Origin of the sequence: Hylemonella gracilis ATCC 19624 (genome assembly GCF_000211835.1) — a bacterium.
Classification (GTDB): domain Bacteria; phylum Pseudomonadota; class Gammaproteobacteria; order Burkholderiales; family Burkholderiaceae_C; genus Hylemonella; species Hylemonella gracilis.
This window is the reverse complement of sequence record NZ_AEGR01000083.1, coordinates 1-25,625: the sequence shown is the minus strand read 5'-3', so window position 1 is coordinate 25,625 and position 25,625 is coordinate 1. Positions and strand designations below refer to the sequence as shown.

Annotated in this window: 21 protein-coding genes; 19 read left to right on the top strand and 2 right to left on the bottom strand. The window is 65.5% G+C overall.

The annotated features are described in order from the left end of the window. The 5 genes from HGR_RS13315 to HGR_RS13295 all read left to right on the top strand — a co-directional run. Positions 1 to 1,714 (top strand): DUF6537 domain-containing protein (locus HGR_RS13315; RefSeq protein WP_006298804.1); only part of this gene is annotated, 1,714 nt, incomplete at its 5' end. A 118-nt stretch (positions 1,715 to 1,832) separates the two neighbouring features. Then, positions 1,833 to 2,165 carry a preprotein translocase subunit YajC gene (gene yajC / locus HGR_RS13310; protein ID WP_006298803.1) on the top strand — a complete coding sequence of 111 codons (333 nt, stop codon included), beginning with the start codon at positions 1,833 to 1,835 and terminating at the stop codon, positions 2,163 to 2,165. Between the two features lie 92 nt (positions 2,166 to 2,257). Then, on the top strand, positions 2,258 to 4,168 hold the full coding sequence (secD, locus tag HGR_RS13305) for a protein translocase subunit SecD (protein WP_006298802.1): 1,911 nt from the start codon (positions 2,258 to 2,260) through the stop codon (positions 4,166 to 4,168). 164 nt (positions 4,169 to 4,332) lie between these two features. Beyond that, positions 4,333 to 5,289 carry a protein translocase subunit SecF gene (gene secF / locus HGR_RS13300; RefSeq protein WP_006298801.1) on the top strand — a complete coding sequence of 319 codons (957 nt, stop codon included), beginning with the start codon at positions 4,333 to 4,335 and terminating at the stop codon, positions 5,287 to 5,289. A gap of 211 nt (positions 5,290 to 5,500) precedes the next feature. Continuing rightward, entirely contained in the window at positions 5,501 to 6,079 is a 579-nt protein-coding gene (locus tag HGR_RS13295; RefSeq protein WP_006298800.1) for a cytochrome b, read from the top strand. Between the two features lie 94 nt (positions 6,080 to 6,173). Here the strand turns inward: HGR_RS13295 and HGR_RS13290 are convergent, their stop codons facing one another. Both HGR_RS13290 and HGR_RS13285 read right to left on the bottom strand, forming a co-directional pair. Further along, positions 6,174 to 7,103, bottom strand: coding sequence for a DMT family transporter (locus tag HGR_RS13290; protein WP_006298799.1), 930 nt, complete (start codon positions 7,101 to 7,103; stop codon positions 6,174 to 6,176). Between the two features lie 39 nt (positions 7,104 to 7,142). After that, positions 7,143 to 7,637, bottom strand: a complete 495-nt coding sequence (locus HGR_RS13285; protein ID WP_006298798.1) for an Lrp/AsnC family transcriptional regulator — start codon at positions 7,635 to 7,637, stop codon at positions 7,143 to 7,145. A 202-nt stretch (positions 7,638 to 7,839) separates the two neighbouring features. On the opposite strand from HGR_RS13285, the gene HGR_RS13280 reads away from it, so the two are divergent. The 14 genes from HGR_RS13280 (at position 7,840) to HGR_RS13215 (ending at position 25,530) form a co-directional block, all read left to right on the top strand. Then, the gene (locus HGR_RS13280) at positions 7,840 to 9,210 is read left to right on the top strand and encodes an aspartate aminotransferase family protein (protein ID WP_006298797.1); all 1,371 of its coding nucleotides are present in this window, start codon (positions 7,840 to 7,842) and stop codon (positions 9,208 to 9,210) included. Between the two features lie 54 nt (positions 9,211 to 9,264). Further along, complete coding sequence (locus HGR_RS13275; RefSeq protein WP_006298796.1) at positions 9,265 to 10,623, top strand: NAD(P)/FAD-dependent oxidoreductase; 1,359 nt, start codon at positions 9,265 to 9,267, stop codon at positions 10,621 to 10,623. Positions 10,624 to 10,631: 8 nt separating this feature from the next. Continuing rightward, a complete protein-coding gene (locus HGR_RS13270) occupies positions 10,632 to 11,483 on the top strand; it encodes a gamma-glutamyl-gamma-aminobutyrate hydrolase family protein (RefSeq protein ID WP_050797470.1) in 852 nt (283 codons plus the stop codon). 121 nt (positions 11,484 to 11,604) lie between these two features. Continuing rightward, positions 11,605 to 12,969, top strand: coding sequence for a glutamine synthetase family protein (locus tag HGR_RS13265; RefSeq protein ID WP_006298794.1), 1,365 nt, complete (start codon positions 11,605 to 11,607; stop codon positions 12,967 to 12,969). Between the two features lie 34 nt (positions 12,970 to 13,003). Further along, the gene (locus HGR_RS13260) at positions 13,004 to 14,425 is read left to right on the top strand and encodes an aspartate aminotransferase family protein (RefSeq protein ID WP_006298793.1); all 1,422 of its coding nucleotides are present in this window, start codon (positions 13,004 to 13,006) and stop codon (positions 14,423 to 14,425) included. A 188-nt stretch (positions 14,426 to 14,613) separates the two neighbouring features. After that, positions 14,614 to 15,750 (top strand): polyamine ABC transporter substrate-binding protein, encoded by a 1,137-nt coding sequence (locus HGR_RS13255; RefSeq protein ID WP_006298792.1) that lies wholly within the window; start codon positions 14,614 to 14,616, stop codon positions 15,748 to 15,750. A 59-nt stretch (positions 15,751 to 15,809) separates the two neighbouring features. After that, a complete protein-coding gene (locus tag HGR_RS13250) occupies positions 15,810 to 16,919 on the top strand; it encodes an ABC transporter ATP-binding protein (RefSeq protein WP_006298791.1) in 1,110 nt (369 codons plus the stop codon). Between the two features lie 33 nt (positions 16,920 to 16,952). After that, positions 16,953 to 17,930 (top strand): ABC transporter permease, encoded by a 978-nt coding sequence (locus HGR_RS13245; protein ID WP_006298790.1) that lies wholly within the window; start codon positions 16,953 to 16,955, stop codon positions 17,928 to 17,930. 76 nt (positions 17,931 to 18,006) lie between these two features. Then, positions 18,007 to 18,861 (top strand): ABC transporter permease, encoded by an 855-nt coding sequence (locus HGR_RS13240; protein ID WP_006298789.1) that lies wholly within the window; start codon positions 18,007 to 18,009, stop codon positions 18,859 to 18,861. A gap of 106 nt (positions 18,862 to 18,967) precedes the next feature. Next, on the top strand, positions 18,968 to 20,248 hold the full coding sequence (locus tag HGR_RS13235) for a DUF3138 family protein (protein WP_081463544.1): 1,281 nt from the start codon (positions 18,968 to 18,970) through the stop codon (positions 20,246 to 20,248). Positions 20,249 to 20,330: 82 nt separating this feature from the next. Next, positions 20,331 to 21,833 carry an aldehyde dehydrogenase gene (locus HGR_RS13230; protein ID WP_006298787.1) on the top strand — a complete coding sequence of 501 codons (1,503 nt, stop codon included), beginning with the start codon at positions 20,331 to 20,333 and terminating at the stop codon, positions 21,831 to 21,833. 105 nt (positions 21,834 to 21,938) lie between these two features. Continuing rightward, a complete protein-coding gene (gene gabT / locus HGR_RS13225; protein ID WP_006298786.1) occupies positions 21,939 to 23,234 on the top strand; it encodes a 4-aminobutyrate--2-oxoglutarate transaminase in 1,296 nt (431 codons plus the stop codon). Next, complete coding sequence (glnT, locus tag HGR_RS13220) at positions 23,235 to 24,563, top strand: type III glutamate--ammonia ligase (RefSeq protein WP_006298785.1); 1,329 nt, start codon at positions 23,235 to 23,237, stop codon at positions 24,561 to 24,563. It begins immediately after the preceding gene. Positions 24,564 to 24,597: 34 nt separating this feature from the next. Beyond that, a complete protein-coding gene (locus tag HGR_RS13215) occupies positions 24,598 to 25,530 on the top strand; it encodes a DMT family transporter (RefSeq protein ID WP_006298784.1) in 933 nt (310 codons plus the stop codon). Positions 25,531 to 25,625 lie beyond the last annotated feature (95 nt).

Below are 25,625 nucleotides of genomic sequence, written 5' to 3'. Positions count from 1 at the left end.
CCGCCGCCGCAAGCGCGGCACGCTGAGCGAGCCGGCCGTGCGCGTGCTGATCAACGAAGCGGTCTGCGAGGGTTGCGGCGATTGCGGCGTGCAAAGCAACTGCTTGGCGGTGGAGCCGCTCGAAACCGAGTTTGGCCGCAAGCGCCAGATCAACCAAAGCAGCTGCAACAAGGACATGAGCTGTCTGAAAGGCTTTTGTCCGAGCTTCGTCACCGTCGAAGGCGGGACGCTGAAAAAGAAGACCCAGGCCGCGCCGGCCATGGACAAGCTGGACGACTTGCCAGAACCCCACATCCCACACCTGGCGCTGGATGCCGAGGGCGCATGGGGCATCGTCGTCGCCGGTGTGGGCGGCACCGGTGTCATCACCATCGGCCAGTTGCTGGGCATGGCGGCGCACCTGGAAGGCAAGGGCATCGTCACCCAGGACGCGGCGGGGCTGGCGCAGAAAGGCGGCGCGACCTGGAGCCATGTGCTGATCGCCGCGCGGCAGGACGCCGTGCATGTCACGCGCGTGGGCATGGCCGCGGCCGATGTGGTCATTGCCTGCGATCCCATCGTGGCGGCGGGCAAGGAGACCCTGCTGCGCATGCGACCGGGGCGCACCCGCGTGGCGCTCAACAGCCACGGCGCGCCCACCGCCGCCTTCGTGCGCGACGCCGACTGGCGCAACCCCGCCGCGGCCTGCGCGGGCGAGGTGGCCCAGGCTGTGAGCGGTGCGGGGGTCGGTGATGTGGGGGGCGATCAGGGCACGGATGAGGGAGGCGACACGAACCCGCATCTGGGCGTCTTCGATGCCGACACCGCCGCCCTGCGCCTGATGGGCGACAGCCTCTACGCCAACCCCATGATGCTGGGCTACGCCTGGCAGCGGGGCTGGGTGCCCTTGCACCTGGAGTCCTTGCTGCGCGCCATCGAACTCAATGGCGTGGCGGTGGCGCAGAACAAGGCGGCCTTTGGCTGGGGCCGCCGTGCGGCCCACGCCCCCGAGGACTTCGCGCGGCGCGTGGCGGCGGCCGCCACCACGGCGCAAGCCCTGGTGTTCCACAAACCGCCCACGCTCGACCACGTCGTGGCGCGCCGCGTCGAATTCCTGACGGCCTACCAGAACGCGGCCTATGCTGAGCGTTACCGGGCCTTCATCGATCGGGTGCGCCAGGCCGAATCGGCTTTCGGCAAGACATCATTGAGCGAGGCCGTGGCCCAGGGTTTGTTCAAGCTCATGGCCTACAAGGACGAGTACGAAGTCGCGCGCTTGCACAGCGACCCAGCGTTCCTGGCGCGCATCGCGGCGCAGTTCGAGGGTGAGGTCAAGTTGCACTACCACCTGGCGCCACCGGTGCTGGCGCGGCGCAACACGCGCGGGGAGTTGCAAAAGCGCAAGTTCGGTCCCTACACCCTCATGCTGTTCAGGGGCCTGGCCCGCTTGAAGGGCTTGCGCGGCACCGCTTTAGACCCGTTCGGCCACACCGAGGAGCGCAAGACCGAGCGCGCCCTGATCGACGAGTACCGCGCCTGCATCGACGAGCTGCTGGCCGGTCTGTCGGCGCAGAACCTGGCGGCTGCGGTCGAGATCGCCCGCCTGCCCGAGCAGATCCGGGGCTACGGCCACGTCAAGGCCCGGCATCTGTCGGCGGTGCGTGCGGTCTGGGCGACCAAGATGTCGGCGTGGCGCGCGCAGCAACAGGCAGCCGGATCGGCCCGGGGCAGCTGATTCCCCAGGGCCGCGCGGGACACCGCCGCCCCCCTGGACGGCCCCCGTACAATCGGCGGCTTTGCGCGGCACGGCCTTCGGCCCGCGCCCGCTTCATAAACCGCCAGGAGCCCCCACCGTGTTCATTTCCACCGCTTACGCCCAGACCGCGCCCGCCGCCGCCCCCGAAGGCGGCCTGCAATCCTCGCTGATGAGCATGCTGCCCATCGTGCTGATGTTCGTGGTGCTGTACTTCATCATGATCCGTCCCCAGATGAAGAAGCAAAAGGAACACCGCGCCATGGTCGACGCCCTGGCCAAGGGTGACGAAGTCGTGACCGTCGGTGGCATGCTGGGCCGCGTCAGCAGCGTGGGTGACAACCAGCTCGGCCTGGAAATCGCCTCCGGCGTCGAGGTGCAGATCCAGCGCCACGCCGTGGCCCAAGTGCTGCCCAAGGGCACGCTGAAGTAAATCCCACGCGGGAGCGCCAGGCTGACGCGTGCGTCATCCCGGCGCTCCGAACCCGCCTCTTTTCTCGTGTCCTTGTCCGGCGCGATCCCGCCATGAACCGTTACCCGCTGTGGAAATACGCGATCATCGTGATCGCCTTGCTGGTGGGCGCCATCTACACGGCGCCCAATTTCTTTGGTGAAGCCCCAGCGGTGCAGGTCTCGCCCGCCCGCGCCACCCAGAAAGTGGACCTGGGCGTGCAGGCGCGCGTCGAGGATGCGCTGAAGCAGGCCGGGCTGTCGCCGCTGGCCGTGCAACTGGACACCGGCGCGGCGGGCGGTTCGCTGCGCGTGCGCTTCGATTCGCCGGACGCGCAACTGCGGGCCAAGGACGCGATCAACCACGCGCTCAATCCCGATCCCGCCGCCTCGGGCTACATCGTCGCGCTCAACCTGATCTCCAACACCCCGGCATGGTTGGCTTCGCTGCGCGCCGCGCCCATGTACCTGGGGCTGGACTTGCGCGGCGGCGTGCACTTCATGCTGCAGGTGGACATGCAGGCCGCGCTGACCAAGAAGGCCGAGTCGCTGGCGGGTGACCTGCGCACCACCCTGCGCGAGAAGAACATCCGCCACGGCGGCATCGCGCGCAATGGCAACACGATCGAGATCCGTCTGCGCGGCACGGGCGCGGACGCCGCCGCCACGGCGGAAGCCACCCGGCGCGTGCTGCTGGACCAGTTCGCCGACCTGCAACTCGCCGAGAGCAATGACGGCGGCGACCTCAAGCTCACCCTGAGCCTCAAGCCCGCGGCCATGCGCCTGGTGCAAGACCAGGCGCTCAAGCAGAACATCACCACCCTGCACAACCGGATCAATGAACTCGGCGTGGCCGAACCGGTGATCCAGCAGCAGGGCGCCGACCGCATCGTCGTGCAGTTGCCCGGCGTGCAGGACACCGCCAAGGCCAAGGACATCCTGGGCCGCACCGCCACGCTGGAACTGCGCATGGTGGACGAGAGCACGGAAGGGCGTGCCGCGGAACTTGGCACCGGTCCCGTGCCCTTCACGTCCGAGCGCTACCTGGAGCGCAATGGCCAAGCCGTCATCGTCCGCAAGCAAGTGGTGCTGACCGGTGAAAACCTGACCGACGCCCAGCCGGGCTTCGACAGCCAGACCCATGAGCCCACCGTCAACCTGGTGCTGGACGCCAAGGGCGCGCGCATCTTCAAGGACGTGACGCGCGAAAACATTGGCAAGCGCATGGCCATCATCCTGTTCGAGAAGGGCCAGGGCGAAGTCGTGACCGCGCCGGTCATCCGTGGCGAGATCGGCGGTGGCCGCGTGCAGATTTCTGGCCGCATGAGCACGACCGAGGCCGCCGACACGGCCCTGCTGCTGCGCGCTGGTTCGCTGGCCGCGCCGATGGAGATCATCGAGGAGCGCACCATTGGCCCCAGCCTGGGCGCCGACAACATCAGCAAGGGCTTCCACAGCGTGACCTGGGGCTTCGTCGCCGTGGCGGCCTTCATGGGCATCTACTACATGCTGTTTGGCGTGTTCTCCGCCGTGGCCTTGGCCGTCAACCTGCTGCTGCTGGTGGCTGTGCTGTCCATGCTGCAGGCCACGCTGACCCTGCCGGGCATGGCGGCCATGGCCCTGGTGCTGGGCATGGCCATCGACGCCAACGTGCTGATCAACGAACGCGTGCGGGAGGAACTGCGCAACGGCGCCTCGCCGCAGGCGGCCATCCATGCGGGCTACGAGCGCGCCTGGGCCACCATCCTCGACTCCAACGTCACCACGCTGATCGCGGGCCTGGCCTTGCTGGCCTTCGGCACGGGGCCCGTGCGTGGCTTCGCGGTCGTGCACTGCCTGGGCATCGTGACCAGCATGTTCTCCGCGGTGTTCTTCTCGCGCGGCTTGGTCAACCTCTGGTACGGCAGTCGCAAGAAGCTCAAGAGCGTGTCCATCGGGACGGTATGGCGGCCTGAGGGTCAAGCCACGGGCAAGGCAGAGCAGTAAAGCAACCATGGAGTTTTTGGCTACGGCTCACATGCGCTGCGCGCAAATGTGAGCCTGCGCCAAGAATTCCATTGTTAGACGGACTAAAAATGGAATTTTTAGTTTCGGCATCACATGCGCAATCGCATATGAGCCATCACTGAAAACTCCCAAGGAGAAAGCAAATGGAGTTTTTCAAGATCCGCCGCGACATTCCCTTCATGCGCCACGCGCTGGTGCTGAATGCCGTTTCACTCGTGACCTTCCTGCTGGCGGCGTTCTTCCTCGTCACGCGCGGGCTGCATCTGTCGGTGGAGTTCACCGGCGGCACCCTGATGGAGGTGAGCTACACGCAAACCGCCGACCTGGAGGCCATCCGCGGGGGCATCGCCAAGCTGGGCTACACCGACGTGCAGGTGCAGAACTTCGGCACGGCGCGTGATGTGTTGATCCGCCTGCCCGCCGTCAAGGGCGTGAGCTCCAGCGAGCAAAGCGCCCAGGTGCTGGGCGTGCTGCAGGCGGCGGATGCCGGCGCGACCCTGCGCCGCAGCGAGTTCGTGGGCCCGCAGGTCGGCGACGAACTCGCGCTGGATGGGCTCAAGGCCCTGGCCTTCGTGGTGATCGGCATCGTGATCTACCTGGCCGTGCGCTTCGAGTGGAAGTTCGGCGTCGCCGGCATCATCGCCAACCTGCACGATGTGGTCATCATCCTGGGCTTCTTCGCCTTCTTCCAGTGGGAGTTCTCGCTGCCGGTGCTCGCCGCGGTGCTGGCTGTGCTGGGGTACTCGGTGAACGAGTCCGTGGTGATCTTCGACCGCATCCGCGAAAGTTTCAGGCGCCAGCGCAAGATGGATGTGAAGGCCACGATCGACCACGCCATCACCAGCACCATCAGCCGCACCATCATCACCCACGGCAGCACGCAGCTGGTGGTGCTGTCGATGCTGATCTTCGGCGGCCCGACCCTGCATTACTTCGCCATGGCGCTGACCATCGGTATCTGTTTCGGCATTTACTCGTCCGTCTTCGTGGCGGCCTCGATCGCCATGTGGCTGGGGGTCAAGCGCGAAGACTTGGTGAAGGCCGTGCCCGACAAGGCCAAGCACGACCCCAAGGACCCGAACTCCGGCGCCGTGGTCTGACTGAGGCTGGCGCACGGGCGGCCAGGCTGACACGGCCACCCTCACGCCACGCCACGGCCCGGCCCGGCCCGGCCCATGCGCCAGGCGATCCCCGGTACGCCGGGGCGCCCCAGGCTTGCATTCCCTCGCGAAATCGTCACACTGACGGCATGGTCTTCCTGCCGAGGCGTTCGGCATCGGCGCAGGGCCAGGTTCTCGCGGGAGTTCCTTCATGGGCACACCTTCTTCCTCTCCTTACGACGCGCTCAGCCGCGTCTTGCACTGGCTCACGGCCGTTGCCGTGATTGCGGCCTTCATCCTGGGGCCTGAGGGCTTCGGTCGTTTGATGCGTCAGGGCGTGGACCCGGCCACCCGCATCGGCATCGTCTGGCACGAAAGCCTGGGTCTGCTGGTGTTGGTGCTGACCTTGATCCGCCTGATCTGGGTGGCGCTGCGCCCGCGCGCGCCCGAGTTCCCGATGCCAGCCTGGATGCGCCGGGCCTCCAAGGCCGTCCATGGCCTGCTTTGGCTGCTGCTCCTGGCCTTGCCGCTGACGGCCCTGCTGGCTCTGGGCGGAGAAGGCCATCCGCTGACCTTGCTCGGTGGCGTGCGCGTGGAGCAGCTGCCGGGCATCACCGGTTCGGCGCTGGGGCACCTGGTCGACTGGGGCGATGTGCACGGCTTCCTGGGCGACGTCCTTGTGTCGCTTGCGGGCCTGCACGCCTTGGCCGCGCTGTACCACCATGCCGTGCTCAAGGACGGCGTGCTTGCGTCCATGCTGCCCTGGTTGGCGCGGCGCGGTGCCCGATGATTGCGAGCGCGAGTGGTCGAGCAAACACGGCCACAACACGCCCACGAACTTCCCGAATCTTCTGAAACATTTGCTGCTTGCGTTTGCTGCTCGGTCAGGCCGCTCGTCGGCTCTCGCGCTGGCCCAGGCCCCAGATGCTGACCAGAAGCAAGGCGCCCCCCAGCCATTGCGCCGGGTTGAGTTGCTCACCCAGCAGCCAGGCCGCCAGCAGCACCGTGGTCAGGGGCTCGACCAGGACGGCGATGGTCAGCAGCGTTGGTGACAGGCGCGCCGCGCCCCAGCTGAAAGCCAGCAGGGCCAGCGCCGCGGTGACGATGCCCAGGTACAAAAACCAGGCCTGAGGCGGCACATCCGCCGGCCACTGCAAGGGCCGGTGCAGCGCGGACAGGCCCATGACGGCGGCGGCCACCACCGTCAGTCCCAGGGTGGCCGGGCCAGCGCCCAGCGTGCTCGAAAGTTTGCCGCTGACCAGCGTGAAGCCGGTGTAGAGCAAGGCCGAGCCGATGGCGAATGCCACGCCCAGCACCAGCTGCCAGGGGTCCGCGGCGGGTGTCGCGGGCGTGCCCGCTCCTGTCTCATGCGGCAGCACCAGCAGCAGTGTGCCCAGCAAGGACAAGGCCAGCAGCCCGAGCAGCGGCCAGCTGGCGCGTTCGTGTCCGCGAGCCAGCGCCACCACGGTGACGAGCACCGGCGGTAGGCACAGCGCGATCAAGGTCGGTATGGCCGCGCCGATGCGTTCAATCCCGTAGAACCACAGCAGCACATAACCCGCCATTGCCGCACCCGCGGCGAGCAGCGTGCCCAGCATGGGGCGCAGCGTTCGCCAGAATTCTGGCCATCGCGCGGGGCGGCCGAAGACGGCCAGCAGCACGAGGGCGCCCACGACAAAGCGCCAGAAGGAGATGTTTTCAGGCGTGAAGCCGTGGCGTTGGATCAGCACCTGCACGACCAGCGCGCCGGTGCCCCAGAGGAAGCCGGCGCCGCAGGCAGCGGCCAGCGCGAGACGGGTGGGTGGCTTGGTCATGGGGTTCGATGATGGACGGCCTGGATGGGGCTGGGGTGCTCAGTCCAGCGGCAAGGCCGTGGTCTTCTTGACGGTGCGCAGCACCAGCATGGAGTTCACGCGGGCCACGCCCGGCAGGCGCATCAGCACCTCGCGGTGCACCCGCTCCAGGTCCTCGGCGTCGCGGTAGCTGAAGCGGATGAGGTAATCGTTGCTCCCGGCCACGTAATGGCAGTCCAGGATTTCAGGCTGGTCCTGCACCGCTTGCTCGAAGGCCTCGATCCGTGTCTGCGCCGTGCTTTCCAGGTTGACGATGGTGAAGCTCGAGCCGCTCTTGCCGATGGCGCGCGGGTTCAGCAGGGCGACATAGCGGGCGATGACGCCAGCGTCTTCCAGCGTCTTCACGCGCCGCAGGCAGGCCGAAGGCGAGAGGTGCACACGCTGCGCCAGCTCCAGATTGGAGCAGCGCCCGTCCGCCTGGAGTTCGCGCAGGATGGCGCGGTCGATGGCATCGAGTGTGGCATCCTGTGCGATCGTTGTGGACTTAATTCGCATGAAAATTTTCCAAAAAGAAAATCGACGCAATCTTATTGCATGGTCGCGGGCCGTTCCCGAGCGATTGCGCAAGCACATTGCGTCCGGCTTTCTCTAGACTGAGGGCATCGGCCTGCCTTTGGCTTGCAAGGGCAGATTTCTTGCTTGAAAACGGACCCATACGGCCTGGTTTGGGCCTGGTTTTCTCTTTTTTCCATTGACCATGAACAAAGCCATCGACGCCTCTCTTCTGGCCCAGACTGCGGCCCATACCCCAGCCCACACACCGGCCATGGACGCCTTCTGGATGCCCTTCACCGCCAGCCGCCAATTCAAGAGCGCGCCGCGTCTCCTGGCCAAGGCCAAGGACATGCATTTCTGGACCCCCGAGGGTCGCCAGATCCTGGACGGCATCGCGGGCCTGTGGTGCGTGAACGCGGGCCATGCCCGCCCGAAGATCGTTGAAGCCGTGCAGAAGCAGGTGGCCGAGCTGGATTACGCGCCGCCCTTCAACATGGCGCACCCCAAGTCCTTCGAACTGGCCGAGCGCCTGATCCAGATCACGCCCGCGGGCTTGAACCGGGTGTTCTTCACCAACTCGGGTTCGGAATCGGTGGACACCGCGCTCAAGATGGCCGTGGCCTACCACCGTGCCCGTGGCCAGGGCACGCGCACTCGCTTCATTGGCCGCGAGCGCGGCTACCACGGCGTCAACTTCGGCGGCATCTCGGTGGGCGGCATCGTGGGCAACCGCAAGACGTTTGGCCCCATGCTGACCGGCGTGGACCACCTGCGCCACACGTATGACCCCGCGCGCAACGGCTACAGCCGCGGCGTGCCCCTGCACGGTGGCCCCGAACTGGCCGAGGACCTGGAGCGCATCGTCGCGCTGCACGACGCCAGCACCATCGCCGCCGTGATCGTCGAGCCCGTGGCGGGCTCCACGGGCGTGGTGCTGCCGCCCGAGGGCTACCTGCAGCGCCTGCGCGAGATTTGCGACAAGCACGGCATCCTGCTGATCTTCGACGAGGTGATCACCGGCTTTGGTCGCCTGGGCGCGCCCTTCGGCGCCACGCGCTTTGGCGTCACGCCCGACCTCATGACCACCGCCAAGGGCATCAGCAACGGCACGGTGCCCATGGGCGCGGTGTTCGCGCGCCAGGCCATCCACGAGACGCTGACGAACGTGGACAGCGCGCCCCACGTCATCGAATTCGCCCACGGCTACACCTACTCGGGTCACCCCCTGGCCTGCGCTGCGGCGCTGGCCACGCTGGACACGTACGCCGAGGAAGGGCTGCTCACGCGCGGTGCCGAACTCGAAAGTTATTTCGCCGACGCCTTGCATGCGCTCAAGGGGCTGCCGCACGTGATCGACATCCGCAACATCGGTCTGGTGGGTGCGGTCGAACTGGCCCCGCTCGCGGGCTTGCCGGGCAAGCGCGCCTTTGACGTCTTCCTTCAGTGTTTCGACTTGGGTGTGTTGGTCCGCACCACGGGTGACACCATCGCCATGTCGCCGCCGCTCATCATCTCAAAGGCGCAGATCGACCAGCTGGTCGGCACGCTGGCCGATGTACTGAAGCGGGGCTGATCGGAAACGCAACCGCAAAAGCAAAAACAAAAGCAAAGACCAGGGGTCAACCGGATGTTCAAGACCTTGCTCGAGACCGACCAGGACCTGACCCGGAACTCCTACTACGCGGCCACCGCGCCGCGCACGCAGCGTTTCGCCGCGCTGCAGGACGATGGGGACGCCGATGTGGCCATCGTCGGTGGCGGTCTGGCTGGCCTGTCGGCGGCGCTGGAACTCAGCGCGAGGGGCTACAGCGTGACCCTGCTGGAGGCACGCGAGGTGGGCTGGGGCGCCTCGGGCCGCAACGGCGGGCAGGTCATCGCCGGCCTGGCCAGCGACATTTCCGTGATCGAAGAACAGCTGGGCACCGCCGTGGCCCGGCGTGTCTGGGACATGACGGTCGAGGCCGTGAACCTGGTGCATGAGCGCCGGGCACGCCACGCCATCGACTGCGAATGGCGGTCTGGCTACCTGACCTTGGCGCTCAACGCGCGCAAGGCGCGCACCTTGCGTGCCTGGCAAGAGGACATGCTCCAGCGCTACGACTTCCAAAGCCGCTGGATCGAGCCCAAGGACATGCCGCGCTGGATCGCCAGCCCGCGTTTTCACAGCGGGGTCTACGATGACTTCAACGGGCATCTGCATCCCCTGAAGTACACGCAGGGGCTGGCGGCCGCGGCGGCCCAGGCCGGTGTGCGCCTCCACGAAGACACCGCCGTGACGGCCTTGGAAACCCAGGCCGATGGCGCGCTCACCACGCTGCGCACGGTGACCCGGGCGGCGGGACAAGGCGATGTCCGCGGCAGCGTGCGCGCCCGGCATGTGCTGCTCGCGGGTAACGTGTACCTGCAGGAGATCGCGCGCGCGCTGGAGGCGCGCATCATGCCCGTGGGCACCTACATCATCGCCTCCGAGCCCATGGACCCGGCCCTGGCCGACTCGCTGATTCCCAGCGGCGCGGCGGTCTGCGACACCAACTTCGTGCTGGATTACTTTCGTCCCATGCAGGACCACCGCATGCTCTACGGCGGGCGTGTCAGCTACAGCACGGCCACGCCCATGAACCTGGCCGAAAGCATGCGCCGGCGCATGCTGCTGTCCTTCCCGCAACTGAAGGACGTGAAGGCGCAATACGCCTGGGGCGGTTTCGTGGACATCTCGATGAACCGCGCGCCCGATTTCGGTCGACTTTCCCAACGCACCGGTCAGCAAGAGCACGCGAATATTTTTTATCTGCAAGGCTTTTCCGGTCACGGCTTGGCGTTGACCGGTTTGGCGGGTAAGCTGGTGGCCGAGGCCATCGCAGGCCAGGCCGAGCGTTTCGACATCTTCGCGCGCATCCAGCATCGCCCGTTTCCGGGTGGACGCTGGCTGCGCACACCGGCTCTGGTGCTGGGCATGGCCTACTACCGCATCAAGGATTTGCTGTGAACGCGCCCATGCCCCTGTCCGTCCAGCCCCTCGCCGCGAGCGCGGGGGCGTCGTCTTCGGAGAGAAAACCCCTGGTTCTGGTGCCCTCCTGCAACCGGCAGGTTGGGGACCATCCCTTCCACATCGCGGGCAAGAAATACATCGACGCCGTCCGCCTGGCGGGGTGTCAGCCGCTGGTCGTGCCCGGCGCGGCGGATGCGCGCGAAATGCAGACCCTGCTCGACCTGGCCGATGGCGTGTTCCTGACCGGCTCGCCGTCCAACGTCCATCCGAGCCATTTCGAGGAAGCGGTGCACGACCCCAGCCTGCCGCTCGACCCTGAACGTGACGCCTGGACCTTGCCCTTCATCCGCGCCGCGCTGGAGCGGGGCATCCCGCTTTTCGCGATTTGCCGTGGCTTCCAGGAAACCAATGTGGCGCTGGGCGGCAGCCTGCACCAGGCCGTGCAGGAAGTCGAGGGCAAGAACGACCACCGGGGCGCCCCGCAAGACCCCAAGGCCCCGCCCGAAGTGGTGTACGCCCCGGCGCATCCGGTGCATGTGCAGTCCGGTGGCGTGTTGGCCGCCATCGTTGACCAGGCGGAATTTCAGGTGAACTCCGTGCACGGCCAGGGCGTGAACCAATTGGCCCCCGGCCTGCGGGTGGAAGCCCGCGCCCCGGATGGCCTGGTGGAAGCCTTTTCCGCCGAGGCCATCGCCGGCCGGCCCGTGCAAGGCTTCAACCTCTGCGTCCAGTGGCACCCCGAGTGGCTGGCCGCGCACAACCCCATTTCACAAAAGCTTTTCCGGGCCTTCGGTGATGCCTGCGTGCTCTACCGTGACCGGCACCGCGCCCCTCAGCCAGCCGCTCTCCGTGCCTGAACCCCTTGCCCGGCCCGCGTGTCCGCGGGTCATCGCGAGGAATGTGGCCGGCGGCAAGCACAAAGCCTGCCTTGGCGCTTGTACCGGCCGTAGCCTGTGAACAGAACAGTGAGAGATTCCCATGGTTGAAAAAAACAACTTCGGCTTCGCCGAACTCGAACAGTGGCTGAATGAACGCCGCGTCACCGAAATCGAATGCCTCGTGCCCGACCTGACCGGCGTCGCGCGCGGCAAGATCCTGCCGCGTGAGAAGTTCACCGAGGACCGCGGCATGCGCCTGCCGCAGGTGACGGTGGCGATGAGCGTGACGGGGCAGTTTCCCGAGGATGGCCCTTATTACGACGTGATCGACCCGACCGACCGCGACATGCAGCTGCGCCCGGACCCGAGCACGGTGCGCATCGTGCCCTGGGCCATCGACCCCACGGCCCAGGTCATCCACGATTGCTTCGACCACGATGGCCAGCTCATTCCCTATGCGCCGCGCAGCGTGTTGCGCAAGGTGTGTGATCTGTACGCCGCGGAAGGCTGGAACCCGGTGGTCGCCCCCGAGCTGGAGTTCTACCTGACCGCGCGCAACACCGACGCCAACACGCCCTTGCGCCCCCCGATCGGCCGCAGCGGGCGCGCTGAAACCTCGCGCCAGGCTTACAGCATCGACGCGGTCAACGAGTTCGATCCTCTGTTCGAGGACATCTACGCCTACTGCGAGCAGATGGGTCTGAACGTGGACACGCTCATTCACGAGGTCGGCGCGGGCCAGATGGAGATCAACTTCTTCCACGCCCATCCCCTGGGCCTGGCCGACGAGGTCTTCTTCTTCAAGCGCACCGTGCGCGAGGCCGCGATGCGGCACGACATGTACGCGACCTTCATGGCCAAGCCCATCGCGGGCGAACCCGGCAGCGCCATGCACATCCACCAGAGCGTCGTGGACAAGGCGGGACACAATGTCTTCAGCAAGCCGGACGGCACGCCCTCGGACGCCTTCTACCACTACATCGGCGGACTGCAGAAATACACGCCAGCCGCGATGGCGCTGCTCGCGCCCTATGTGAACAGCTACCGTCGCCTGTCGCGCTTCACGGCGGCGCCCATCAACATCGAATGGGGTTATGACAACCGCACGGTTGGCATTCGCTCGCCGATCTCCACGCCCGAGGCCAGGCGTCTGGAGAACCGCGTGATCGGTGCCGACGCCAATCCCTACATTGCGATGGCCGTGACCCTCGCCTGCGGCTACCTCGGCATGAAGAACAAGATCAAGCCCAAGGACGAGATGAAGGGCGACGCCTACCTCACGCCCTTTGCCCTGCCCCGCGGCCAGAGCGATGCGCTGGACCTGTTGCGCAAGGAAACCGATTTGCACGAGGTGCTGGGCAAGGAGTTCGTGACCGTGTACAGCGAAATCAAGGAGATCGAGTTCGACGAGTACATGAAGGTCATCTCCCCGTGGGAACGCGAGCACTTGCTGCTGCACGTCTGATGAACATGGCTCCCCACTCAGGAAGGTTTGGTCAATGAATGCACGTTTGAATCCGCCTCAAAAGCCCGGTGCCACCCGCACCACGGCCGAATGGCAGCAGACCGATTCGGCCCACTATCTGCATCCTTTCACCGACTCCGCCGCGCTGGCGCGCAAGGGCGCGCGCATCATCACCCGCGCCGACGACATCTACATCTGGGACAGCGAGGGTCAGAAGATCCTCGACGCCATGAGCGGTCTCTGGTGCGTCAACGTGGGGTATGGCCGCCAAGAGCTGATCGAAGCGGCGACGCGGCAGTTGCAGACGCTGCCCTTCTACAACAGCTTCTTCAACACGGCCACGCCGCCCGCCATCGAACTGGCCGAGTTGCTGGCGGAGATCACGCCGCCGCAGTTCCAGCACGTCTTCTTTGGCGGCTCGGGCTCGGAGAGCAACGACACCGTCGTGCGCCTGGTGCGGCGTTACTGGGATTTGCAGGGCCAGCCCGAGCGCAAGGTCATCATCAGCCGCAAGAACGCCTACCATGGCTCCACCATGGCCGGCGCCTCCCTGGGCGGCATGTCCGAGATGCACCAACAAGGGGGTCTGCCCATTCCCGATATCGTGCACATCGAACAGCCGTTCTGGTTTGCGCTGGGGCGCGACGAACGGAGCGAGCGATTGAGTCGCGAGGAGTTCGGGCGCCGCGCCGCCAGCTGGCTCGAAGACAAGATCCAGGAAATCGGCCCCGGTCGCGTGGCCGCCTTCATCGGCGAGCCCGTGCAGGGCGCGGGCGGCGTGATCGTGCCTCCTTCCACTTACTGGCCCGAAATCCAGCGCATCTGCGACCGACACGGCATCTTGCTGGTGTCCGACGAGGTGATCACGGGCTTCGGTCGCACGGGCCAATGGTTCGGCTGCGAAACCATGGGCACGAAACCCGACCTCATGACCTTCGCCAAGGGCGTGACCAGCGGCTACATCCCCCTGGGCGGTGTCATGGTCGGCGAACGCGTGGCCAAGGCACTCGCCAACGGTGGCGAGTTCGCCCATGGCTATACCTACAGCGGCCATCCGGTGGCTTGCGCCGTCGCGGTGGCCAACATCCGGCTGATCCAGCGCGAGGGGCTGGTCGAGCGTGTGCGCGAGGACACCGGGCCCTACCTGGCCCAACGCTATGCCGAGCTGGCGGGGCACTCCCTGGTGGGCGAAGCCCAGACCTGCGGCCTGATGGGCGCCTTGCAGTTGGTGCGTGACAAAACCAGTGGCGCGCCGTTCCCTGCCGAGCTGGCGGTGGGCATGATGTGCCGGGCCCATTGCTTCCGTGAGGGGCTCATCATGCGCGCCGTGGGCGACCGCATGATCATCGCGCCGCCGTTGTCGATGACCCGCGCGCAGATGGACGAAATGCTGGCGCTGATCCGCCGCTGCCTGGACCTGACCCTGGCCGAACTCCAACAGAAAGGCGCTTTTTGACGGGCTGGCATGGCGGATGGGCCGCGCCGGGTGGCACGGACTTTGCCTCCGCCACTTCCGTGCCCTGAGGCGGCGTGGGCCCGCCGGATTCGCTGAAAATCAGCCCAGAATTGCGTGTTCGAGTTTCCCCCCCGTCCTCAAGACTTGATCGTTCCTGCATCACTCTTCGGCATTAGGAGGCCATCGTCATGAAGCTGAATTTCCGCCCTTGTTCCGCGCTCGCCACGGCGGCCGCGGTCCTGCTGTCCTCGGCCTCCCTCCTCTGGGGCGCGAACGCTTCAGCCCAGGACGCCAAGGTCTTGAACGTCTACAACTGGTCCGACTACATCGGGGACGAAACGATCGCCAATTTCGAGAAGGAAACGGGCATCAAGGTTCGCTACGACAACTTCGACAACAACGAAATCCTGCACGCCAAGCTGGTGGCGGGCAAGACGGGCTATGACATCGTGGTGCCGTCGTCCAACTGGGCCGCGCTGCAGCTCTCCGCGGGCCTGTTCACGCCGCTGGACCGCAGCAAGATTCCCAATCTCAAGAACCTCGAGGCGCCGCTGATGTCCCAGCTTGCCGCGGTGGATCCCGGCAACCAGTACCTCGTGCCTTGGTTGTGGGGTTACACGACCTTGGGCATCAACGTGGACAAGGTCAAGAAAGCGATCGGCGGTGAGCTGCCCGCCAATGCCTGGGATCTGCTCTTCAAGCCCGAGTACGTCAACAAACTGAAGTCCTGCGGGGTGTCCGTGCTGGACTCGGCCGACGAAGTCGTGCCCGCCGCGCTGCACTACCTGGGCAAGCCCCGTGTCTCCAGGAGCGCCGCGGACTACAACGCCGCCTTGGCCCTGCTCAAGAGCATCCGCCCCTCCGTCACGCTGTTCAGCTCCTCGGGCTACATCAACGACATGGCCAGTGGTTCCATCTGCCTGGCCCTGGGCTGGTCCGGTGACATCAACATCGCCCGTCAGCGCGCCATCGACGGCAAGACCGGCCAGAACATCCAGGCCCTGCTGCCCTCCACCGGCGGGCTGCTGTTCTTCGACGTGATGGCCATCCCCGCGGATGCCCCACACATCGAGAACGCCTACAAATTCATCGACTACATCTTGCGTCCCCAGGTCAACGCAGGACTGACCAACAAGGTGTTCTACCCGAATGGCACCTTTGGCGCCTCCAAGTCCTTCATCAACCCCGCGGTGGCCAACAACAGCACCGTCTTCCTGTCCGCCGCCGACCTGGCCAAGATGGTGGGGTACTCCGACCAGCAGCTGACCAACGACATCCGGCGCAACCAGAGCCGGGTCTACACCGCGTTCAAGACCGGCATGTAAGCCGGGCGTCCCAGGATCACGATAATCGCCCCTTTTCAACCCTAGTCTCAAGGCGAAGAATGAGCAGCCCAAAGAGCAGCCATAACGCGAAATTCCTGCAGATCAAGAGCGTGGTGAAGGAATTTGGCGGGTACAAGGCGGTCAACAACGTCAACATCGACATCGCCAAGGGCGAGATCTTTGCCTTGCTGGGGCCGTCGGGCTGCGGCAAGACGACCCTGCTGCGCATGCTGGCCGGCTTTGAGACGCCGACGGCCGGCAGCATCGTGCTCGATGGGGTCGACCTCGTGGGGCTGCCGCCCTACGAGCGGCCGCTCAACATGATGTTCCAGTCCTACGCCCTGTTTCCGCACCTGACGGTCTGGGACAACATCGCCTTTGGCTTGCGCCGCGAGGGCATGCCCAAGGCCGAGGTGGCCGAGCGGGTCGAGGCCATGCTCAAGCTGGTGCAGCTGGGCAAGTTCGCCCAGCGCAAGCCGCACCAGCTCTCGGGCGGTCAGCAGCAGCGGGTGGCGCTGGCGCGCAGCCTGGCCAAGCAGCCCCAGCTGCTGCTGCTGGACGAACCGCTGGGCGCGCTCGACAAGAAGCTGCGCGAGCAGACCCAGATCGAGCTGGTCAACATCATCGAGCAGGTCGGCGTGACCTGCGTGATGGTCACGCACGACCAGGAAGAGGCCATGACCATGGCTTCGCGCATGGCGGTCATGAGCGAGGGGCGCTTCCTGCAGGTCGGCGCGCCTGGCGAGATCTACGAAACACCGCAATCGCGCTTCGTGGCCGACTTCATCGGCAACGTCAACCTGATGGACGGCACGCTGGACGTGGACGACGCGGCCCACTGCGAGATTGCCTGCGCCGACGTGCGGCATTACGTGGGCCACGGCATCACCGGCACCGAGGACATGGCGGTCACGGTCGCGCTGCGGCCCGAGAAGATCAAGCTCTCGCGCCAGGCGCCCGAGGACACGCGTTTCAACAGCGTCAAGGGCATGGTCAAGGAGCTGTCCTACTTCGGCGGCCTCACGATCTATCGCGTGAAGCTGGCCAGTGGCGCGATGCTCAAGGTCAGCATGGCCAACACGGAACGCCATCCTGACGACATCTTCACCTGGGACGACGAGGTCTGGGCGCATTGGAGCCCGCAGGCCCAGGTCGTGCTCACGCAATAACCACGAGGTGCCACAGGCAAGCAGGTCCCCGCCATGAGCAGTGTCGTCTCCTCCTCTTCCTCGCCCACGCACGATCCGGAAACGGGCTACGTGCGTTTCCGCCCCGCCTGGTGGCGTGGCCGCAGCGCGGTCATCGGCATTCCCTATGCCTGGCTTCTGCTGTTTTTCCTGGCCCCCTTCCTGATCGTGCTCAATTACTCGGTGTCCGAGATGGGCCCGGTCATGGCCAAGGAGCTCATGAACATCACGGACGGCGTGGTGAACCTGAGCTTCAAGTACGCCAACTACGTCTTCCTGTTCAGCGATGACCTGTACCTCAGGGCTTATCTCTCCAGCCTGAAGTACGCGGCCGTCACCACGGCCTGCTGTCTGTTCATCGGTTATCCCTTCGCCTACTTCATGGCGCGGGCCAAGGCCACGGTGCAGCCCCTGCTGCTGATGCTGGTCATGCTGCCCTTCTGGACCTCCTTCCTCCTGCGCGTTTACGCCTGGAAGGGGCTGCTCAGCGAGGGGGGCTGGGGTGCGTCGGCGCTGAATTTCCTGGGACTGGACCATCTGCTGATGGCCATGGGTGTCATCGACGCGCCGGGCATGTACCTCTACACGCCGTTTTCCTTGGTCATCGGCATGACCTACACCTACCTGCCCTTCATGATCCTGCCGCTCTACGCCAACCTGGCCAAGATGGATCTGCGCCTGCTGGAGGCCGCCGCGGATCTGGGTGCGACGCCTTGGACGGCGTTCTGGAAAGTCACGGTGCCGCTGTCCAAGGCCGGCATCATCGCCGGCTCCATGCTGGTCTTCATTCCTTGCATCGGCGAGTTCGTCATTCCAGAAATGCTGGGTGGCGCGCGCACCCTGATGATCGGCCGCGTGCTCTGGGATGAGTTCTTCAGCAACAACGATTGGCCCATGGCTTCCACCGTGGCCGTGGTGCTGGTGCTGCTGATCGTCGTGCCCCTGGCCATCTTCAACAAGTACCAGGCCGAAGCCCAGGAGAAGACAAAATGAGCGCGGCTCAGACCCATAACGTGGTGATTCGTCAAGCAAGCTCGCACCCCAGCGCGAAGCGAGGAGGTGTTGCACCATGACCAAGGCCCTCTTCAGTTCGCGCTTCGCCGCCGGGTTCGGCAAGGGATGGCTGGTCGCCGGCCTGCTGTTCCTGTACCTGCCGATGATGGCGCTGGTCATCTTCTCCTTCAACAAGTCGCCCCTGCCCACCAGCTGGGAAGGGTTCACGCTGGACTGGTACGTCAAGCTGGCGGGTGACCGGGAAATCCTCAACGGGCTCTGGCTCTCGCTCAAGATCGCCTTCCTGTCGGCGTGCTTGTCCGTCACCCTGGGCACGCTCGCCGCTTTCGCCTTGGTCAAGTACAGGCGCTTTCGGGGGCGCACCTTCTTCTCGGGCATGGTCAACGCCCCTCTGGTCATGCCCGAGGTCATCCAGGGCCTGTCCCTGCTGCTGCTGCTGGTGGCCTTGCAGCGCGCCATCGGCATCCCCGAGCGCGGTCTGGTCACCATTCTGTTGGGCCACATGATGATGGGCATGGCCTATGCCACCGTGGTGATTGCCGCGCGACTGCAGGCGATCAACCCCCAACTCGAAGAAGCGGCGATGGACCTGGGCGCCAAGCCCTGGCAGGTCTTCACGCTGGTCACCTTGCCGTCGATTTCGCAAGCGCTGGTTTCGGCTTGGCTGTTGACCTTCAGTCTCTCGCTGGACGATGTGGTGGTTTCGGCCTTCCTCTCCGGCCCGGGCTCGACCACCATGCCGCTCATCATCTTCTCGCGCGCGCGTCTGGGGCTCAATCCCACGGTCAACGCGGTGGCCACGGTGATCATCGTCGTGGTGGCTGTTTGCGTGACCGTGGCCAGCATCCTGGTAGCGCGGGCGGAACGGCGCCGCGCCGCTGAGATCAGCGCGGCGTCCCGCAACGAATAAGAAAAGTCCAAGGAAGAACTCGCTCCCGGTCCCCGTTACGCGTTGAACGACAAGCTGTCTGTCCAGGTCACGCCCACCCGATACCCCTTCACACAAGGAGAAGCCGATGAGAGTCCACCACCGCACCATCCTCGCTCAAGTCGCAGCGCTCGCTCTCGGCATCGCAGCGGGGGGGCAGGCTGCCGCCCAGCAAAATCGCATGGGCCTGACGCCTGACCAGATGCAGGACATCAACCGCACCATCATCAAGACCGAGGCGATGGAGGATGCGTGGGAGACCGCTGGCTTGAAGGGTTTGAAGATTTCGGGTTACATGGACCCGACGTACATCTATGACCAGAACGCCAACCGCGCGGGGTTCCAGTTCCTGAGTTCCGAATTCAGCGGCTACTCGGACACACCATTCTTTGGCAACGCCACGATCACCTTCACCAAGGAAACGGACGACGGCACCACCTACAACCTGCAGTTGCAACCCCTCAACGGTGACCACACGATCACCGCGGCGTTGGTGTCCATTCCCTTGTCGGATCGGCAGACCCGGTTGATTGCCGGCAAGGTGCTGGACTGGTCGGGGTATGAGTACGCGGACCCGGTGAAGTCGGCGCTGATCACGCACAACCTCCTGTTCGATTTCACGCTGCCCGTCGCCTACACCGGCGCGGGGCTGGACATTTCCACCGGCAGCTGGCAGCTGCGCACCATGCTCGCCAACGTGGACAGCGCCAGGGCGCCGGAAGGCAAGACCGCGCCGGCTTGGGTCTACCGGTTTGACTACTGGCCGGAAGAGTTCTGGGGCGTGGGTTTTGCCGGTGTGGTCGGCAAAGCCGACAACTGGAACAAGACCGTGGATGCTGACGGTGAGGTGGCCGACAAAAGCACGGCCGTGCTGTTCGAAGTGGACGGCTATTACAACCGAGGCAACTGGACGTTTGGCGGCCAGCTTTCCTATGGCACCCAAAAGGATGCCGCCAACGACGGCGTGAGTGATGCCAAGTGGGCCGGCGCGTCCACCACGGTGGGCTACTTCTTCACTCCGCGCCTGCAATTCCTGGTGCGGGGCGATTACATCAACAATGAAAAGAACGGCGGCGGTTTGTTCACTTACACCGCGTTTGACGATGGCGCTGGTGTCCGCGCGGATGGCGTGAACGGTCTCGGCATGGACGCAAAGGCCTCCGCCGACTGTGACGCGGGCGAAGAGTGCAAAGGCGCCAACCGCTACGCCGTCTCCCTGGGCCTCAAGTACGCGCTCAATCCCAACGCCTGGCTCAAGTTCGAGTACCGCTATGACGGTGCGGACCAGGACGTGTTCTACGACGTGAAGAACGAAGAGTACAAAAAGAACAACAACCTCGTGGGTGCCGCCCTCGTGGTGTTTTTCTGAGCGCGATCCTTCCTCGCGTCCAAGCGATCGAAAGGGAAGCCGTTTGCAGCGGCTTCCCTTTCTCACCTAGGGAATCTCTGCCATGAACAAACCCGCACCCGACTGGCATGCCGCCGCCAAGGCGGTCAAGACGGACGGCCGCGCGCTGATCAACGGTCAGCGCGTGGCGGCCGTGAACGGCGAGACCTTCGCCAAGCATTCGCCCATCGATGGCCGCCTCCTGGCCGAGATCGCGCGGGGGCGTGAAGCCGACGTCGACGCCGCCGTGAAGAGCGCCCGCGCCGCCTTCGAGGACAGCCGCTGGGCCGGGCAGGCGCCCGCCGCGCGAAAGAAGGTGCTGCGCGCCTTCGCCGACAAACTGCTGGCCGCGCGCGAGGAACTGGCGTTGCTCGAATCCCTGGACATGGGCAAACCCGTGCAGCAAGCGTTGGCCGTGGACGTGGGCGGCAGCGCGCGCACCATCGCCTGGTACGCCGAGGCCGTGGACAAGATTTACGACGAGGTCGCGCCCACGCCCGCCACGGCGCTGGCCCTCATCACGCGCGAGCCCATGGGCGTGATCGGCGCCATCGTGCCCTGGAACTACCCCATGCTCATGGCCTCGTGGAAGCTGGGCCCCGCGCTGGCGGCGGGCAATTCGGTGGTGCTCAAGCCCAGCGAGAAATCACCGCTGACCGCGTTGCGCATGGCCGAATTGGCGCTGGAGGCGGGCTTGCCGCCGGGCGTGTTCAATGTCGTGCCCGGTTACGGTCATGAGGCGGGCGAGGCGCTGGCCCTGCACATGGACGTGGACGCCATTGGCTTCACGGGCAGCACGCGCGTGGGCCGTCGCATGCTGGACTACGCGGGGCGCAGCAACCTCAAGCGGGTCTACAACGAACTCGGAGGCAAGTCGGCTTTCGTGGTGTTCGATGACTACGCCGACATCCAGCGCGCCGCCCAGACCGTGGCGGGCAGCATCTTCTACAACCAGGGAGAAAGCTGCAACGCGCCGTCCCGTGTCTTCGTGCACGAGAAGGTGGCCGACGAGTTCCTGGCCTGCGTGAAAAGCGAAACGCCCAAGTACCAGCCTCAAGACCCTCTGTCGGGCCATGCCGAAATGGGCGCGTTGGTGGACGAAGGCCAGCTCAAGACGGTGCTCGGCTACATCGACGCGGGCGCCAGCGAAGGCGCGAAGCTGCTGACGGGCGGCAAGCGCGCGCTGACGGAAACGGGCGGTTATTACGTGGAACCCACGGTGTTCATCGACGTGACCAATCAGATGAAAATCGCGCGCGAGGAAATCTTCGGCCCGGTGCTCTCCGTCATCCGCTTCAAGACGGAAGAAGAGGCCATCCGCCTGGCCAATGACTCGTCCTACGGCTTGCAGGCCAGCGTGTGGAGCGACAACCTCAGCCGTGCCCACCGCGTCGCCCGCGCCTTGCGCGCGGGCACCGTGCACGTGAACCAGTACGACGAGGACGACATCACCGTGCCTTTCGGCGGCTACAAGCAAAGCGGCAACGGGCGCGACAAATCGCTGCACGCCTTCGATAAGTACACCGAACTGAAAACCACCTGGATACGGATAGATGCCCACCCCTGAGCGCCTTCCGGCGCTTCCCCTCAAGGGGATGCAGCCAGTGGTCCGGCAAAGCCGGCCCCACGGCTGCCGCGCATGGAAGTCACATTCTTTCAAGGAGTCACAAGCATGAACCACTCGAAGAACGAACAGCTCATGGCCCGCAAGGCCGCCGCCACGCCGCGCGGCGTGGGCGTGATGGCCAGTTTCTTCGCCGAGCGCGCGGACAACGCCGAGCTCTGGGACGTGGAAGGTCGACGCTTTCTCGACTTCGCGGGCGGCATCGCGGTGATGAACAGCGGGCACGGGCACCCGAAAGTCGTCAAAGCCATCCAGGAGCAGCTCGAGCGTTTCACCCACACCTGTTACCAGGTCGTGCCCTACGAGAGCTACATCGCCCTGGCCGAAAAGCTGAACCAGCTCACGCCTGGGACGCACGCCAAGAAGACGGCGCTGTTTTCCACCGGTGCGGAGGCCATCGAGAACGCCATCAAGATCGCGCGTGCCCACACCAAGCGCTCGGGTGTCATCGCCTTCAGCGGTGCTTTCCACGGTCGCAGCCTGTTCGCGGTCGCGCTGACCGGCAAGGTCGCGCCCTACAAGCTGGGCTTTGGTCCCTTCCCGCCCGAGATTTACCACGCGCCCTACCCCGACGCGCATACGCCGCTGGAAGACGTGAAGAAGGCCGTCCATCACATCTTCAAGGCGGACATCGAGCCCAGCCGGGTCGCGGCCATCGTCTTCGAGCCGGTGCAGGGCGAGGGCGGCTTCAACGTGATCCAAACGGAAGCCGTGCGCTGGCTGCGTCAGCTCTGCGATGAGCACGGCATCGTGCTGATCGCCGATGAAATCCAGAGCGGTTTTGGTCGCACGGGCACCTTGTTCGCGATGGAGCAGTTCCTCGCTCAGACTGGCGTGGTGCCCGACCTGATGACCATCGCCAAGTCCCTGGCCAATGGCGTGCCGCTGTCAGCGGTGACGGGCAAGGCCGAGATCATGGACGCGCCCGCGCCGGGTGGCCTCGGCGGCACCTACGCCGGCAACCCGCTGGCCATCGCCGCCGCGCACGCCGTGATCGACCTGATGCGCGAGGAGCAGTTGCCCCAGCGCGGCAAGATGCTGGGCGACCGCCTCAAGGCCGTGCTGGACCAGATGCGCCCCCAGGTGCCCCAGATCGCGGACGTGCGAGGCTTGGGGGCCATGGTGGCCGTTGAGTTCCGCAAGGCCGATGCCGATGCTCTTGGTGCGCCCGACGCCGATTTCACGAAGAAGGTGCAGGCCGAGGCCTTGCAGCGCGGCCTGATCCTGCTGACGTGCGGCGTGGATGGCAACGTGATCCGATTCCTTTTCCCGCTCACCATCCCCGAGGCGCACTTCGAGGAAGCCCTGGGCATCCTGCGCGAGGCGCTGAAAGCCGCTCGCTGAATGCGCGCCGACCTCCTTGCCTTGCAAGAAAGCCTGTTGGCCGAGGGCGTGCACACCGTCCTCGCGCAGTTCACCGACCTGCACGGTGTCGCCAAAGGCAAATTCGTTCCACTGGCACACCTGCAGACTTTGGCCGAGAGTGGCGCCGGTTTCGCGGGTCCGTCCATCGCCGGCACGGGTCTGCCGCGCACCGGGCCGCGTTCGGAGTACTACGGCCGTGCGGACCTGTCCACTGTCAGGGCCATGCCTTGGATGCCCGGTTACGCCCGCGCGGTCTGCGACGGCTATGTGGCGAACGAACCCTTCGATGCCTGTCCGCGCCAAGTGCTGCGCCGTCAGTTGGCGCGGCTGAGCGAACGCGGCTGGCAGTTGCAAACCGGCATCGAGCCGGAGTTCTTTCTGTTGCGCAAGACCGAGTCGGGTGGCATCGCCCCCGCCGATGCCCAGGATGTCTTGGACAAGCCTTCCTACGACCTCAAGAGCTTGCCGCGACAGCGAGATTTTCTGAACGAGCTGAGCTATGGCTTGCAGGCCTGCGGCCTGGACGTGTTCCAGATCGACCACGAAGATGCACAGGGTCAGTACGAGCTGAACTTCCTGCACGCGGATGCGCTGCGCAGCGCGGACAACCTCATGCTCTTCAAGCTGGCCGCGCAAGCCATCGCCGAGCAATACGGGCTGCTGTTCTCGATGATGCCCAAGCCCTTCGCCAACCAGCCTGGCAGTGGGATGCATTTCCACGTTTCCTTGTGGCAGGGCGAAGGGACAGATGCGCGCTGTCTGTTCGATGATGAAAAGTGCATGAGCCACTTCGTCGCGGGCGTGCTCGCGCATTCGGCGGGCCTGGCGGCCCTGGCCGCGCCCACGGTCAACTCCTACAAACGCCTGGTGGTGGGCGAGTCGCTGTCGGGCACCAGCTGGGCGCCGGCCTACATCGCGCACGGCCCCAACAATCGCACGGCGCTGGTGCGCACCTTGCCTGGCCGCTTTGAATGGCGCTTGCCCGACGCGGCAGCCAATCCCTACCTGGCTACGGCGGCTTTGATCGCGGCCGGGCTGGATGGCATCGACCGTGAACTCGACCCCGGCGTCGCCTGCGCCGACGATCTGTTCGAACTGGCCGCGCCTCAGCTGCGCGAACGTGGCATCGGTGTATTGCCGCAAAGCCTGGGCGAGGCGGTCGATGCCTTCGAAGCGGACACCGTGCTGCGGGCCGCGCTGGGCGAGACCCTGAGCACGCAGTTCATCCAGCTCAAGCGCGCTGAGTGGATCAGCTACGCTCGCCACGTCAGCGATTGGGAAGTTCAGCGCTACGCCGCCTTGTTCTGAGTCGCCCTTTTCCACTTTTCTTCCGTTCTTCACCATGTCTTCCTTGCACGCGGGGCTGCCCTGGCTGGCCTACCTTTGTCTGAGCGCCAGCATGGCCCTGGTCGGGAGCTATGTCGGTTTGTCCAAGCTGCTGGTGACGATCTTCCCGGTGTTCCTCCTGGCGTGGCTGCGCTTCGGCATCGCGGCGGTGGCCATGGCCTCGTGGACGCGGCGCGGGGCCGAAGAAGCCCCCCTGACTCGGCATGACAAGGGCCTGCTCTTTCTCGAGTCCTTCCTTGGCAACTTCCTGTTCTCCATCTGCATGCTGTTTGGCGTGGCGCTGAGCTCCGCGCTGGCTGCGGGCGTGATCATGGCTGCGCTGCCGGGGGTGACCGCGCTGTTGTCGCGCATCGTGCTCAAGGAGCAGATCAAGAAGCGCGTCTGGGCCGGTATTGGCTGCGCGGTGGGCGGCATCGCCTTGGTGACTTTGAGCAAGCAGGGTGCTCCAAGCCCAAGCAGCGCTGCGGGCGCCGAGGGGTACTCGGTCCTCGGCATCGCGCTGCTGATCGGTGCGGTCATCTGCGAGGCCAGTTATGTGGTGATCGGCAAGAAGCTCAGCGGCAAGCTCTCACCCAAGCGCATCAGCGCGCTGATCAACCTGTGGGGACTGCTGCTGGTCACGCCCTTCGGCGTTTGGCAGGCGCTGCAGTTCGACTTTGCGACCGTGAAGCTGGAGATCTGGGGCCTGCTGCTGTTTTATGCCCTCGCCGCCAGCATGTGGACGGTCTGGCTCTGGATGACGGGTCTCAAACGCGTGCCCGCCGCGCAGGCCGGCGTGTTCACGGTGATGCTGCCGATCAGCGCGGCGATGGTGGGCGTGGTGTTCCTGGGTGAGCACGTGAGCAGCGTGCAGGCGGCGGCGTTTGGTCTGGCCTTGGCGGGGGTGGTGTTGGCGACCTGGCCGGCACGGGTGAAGTCTGTCGCGTAGCTGCTGCCTGGCTGAAGAACGGGGAGCACACAACTGGCTGGGGCAGGGGACCGCTCCTCATACGATTTGCTGCGCAAATCCAAATCGTCGGGTTC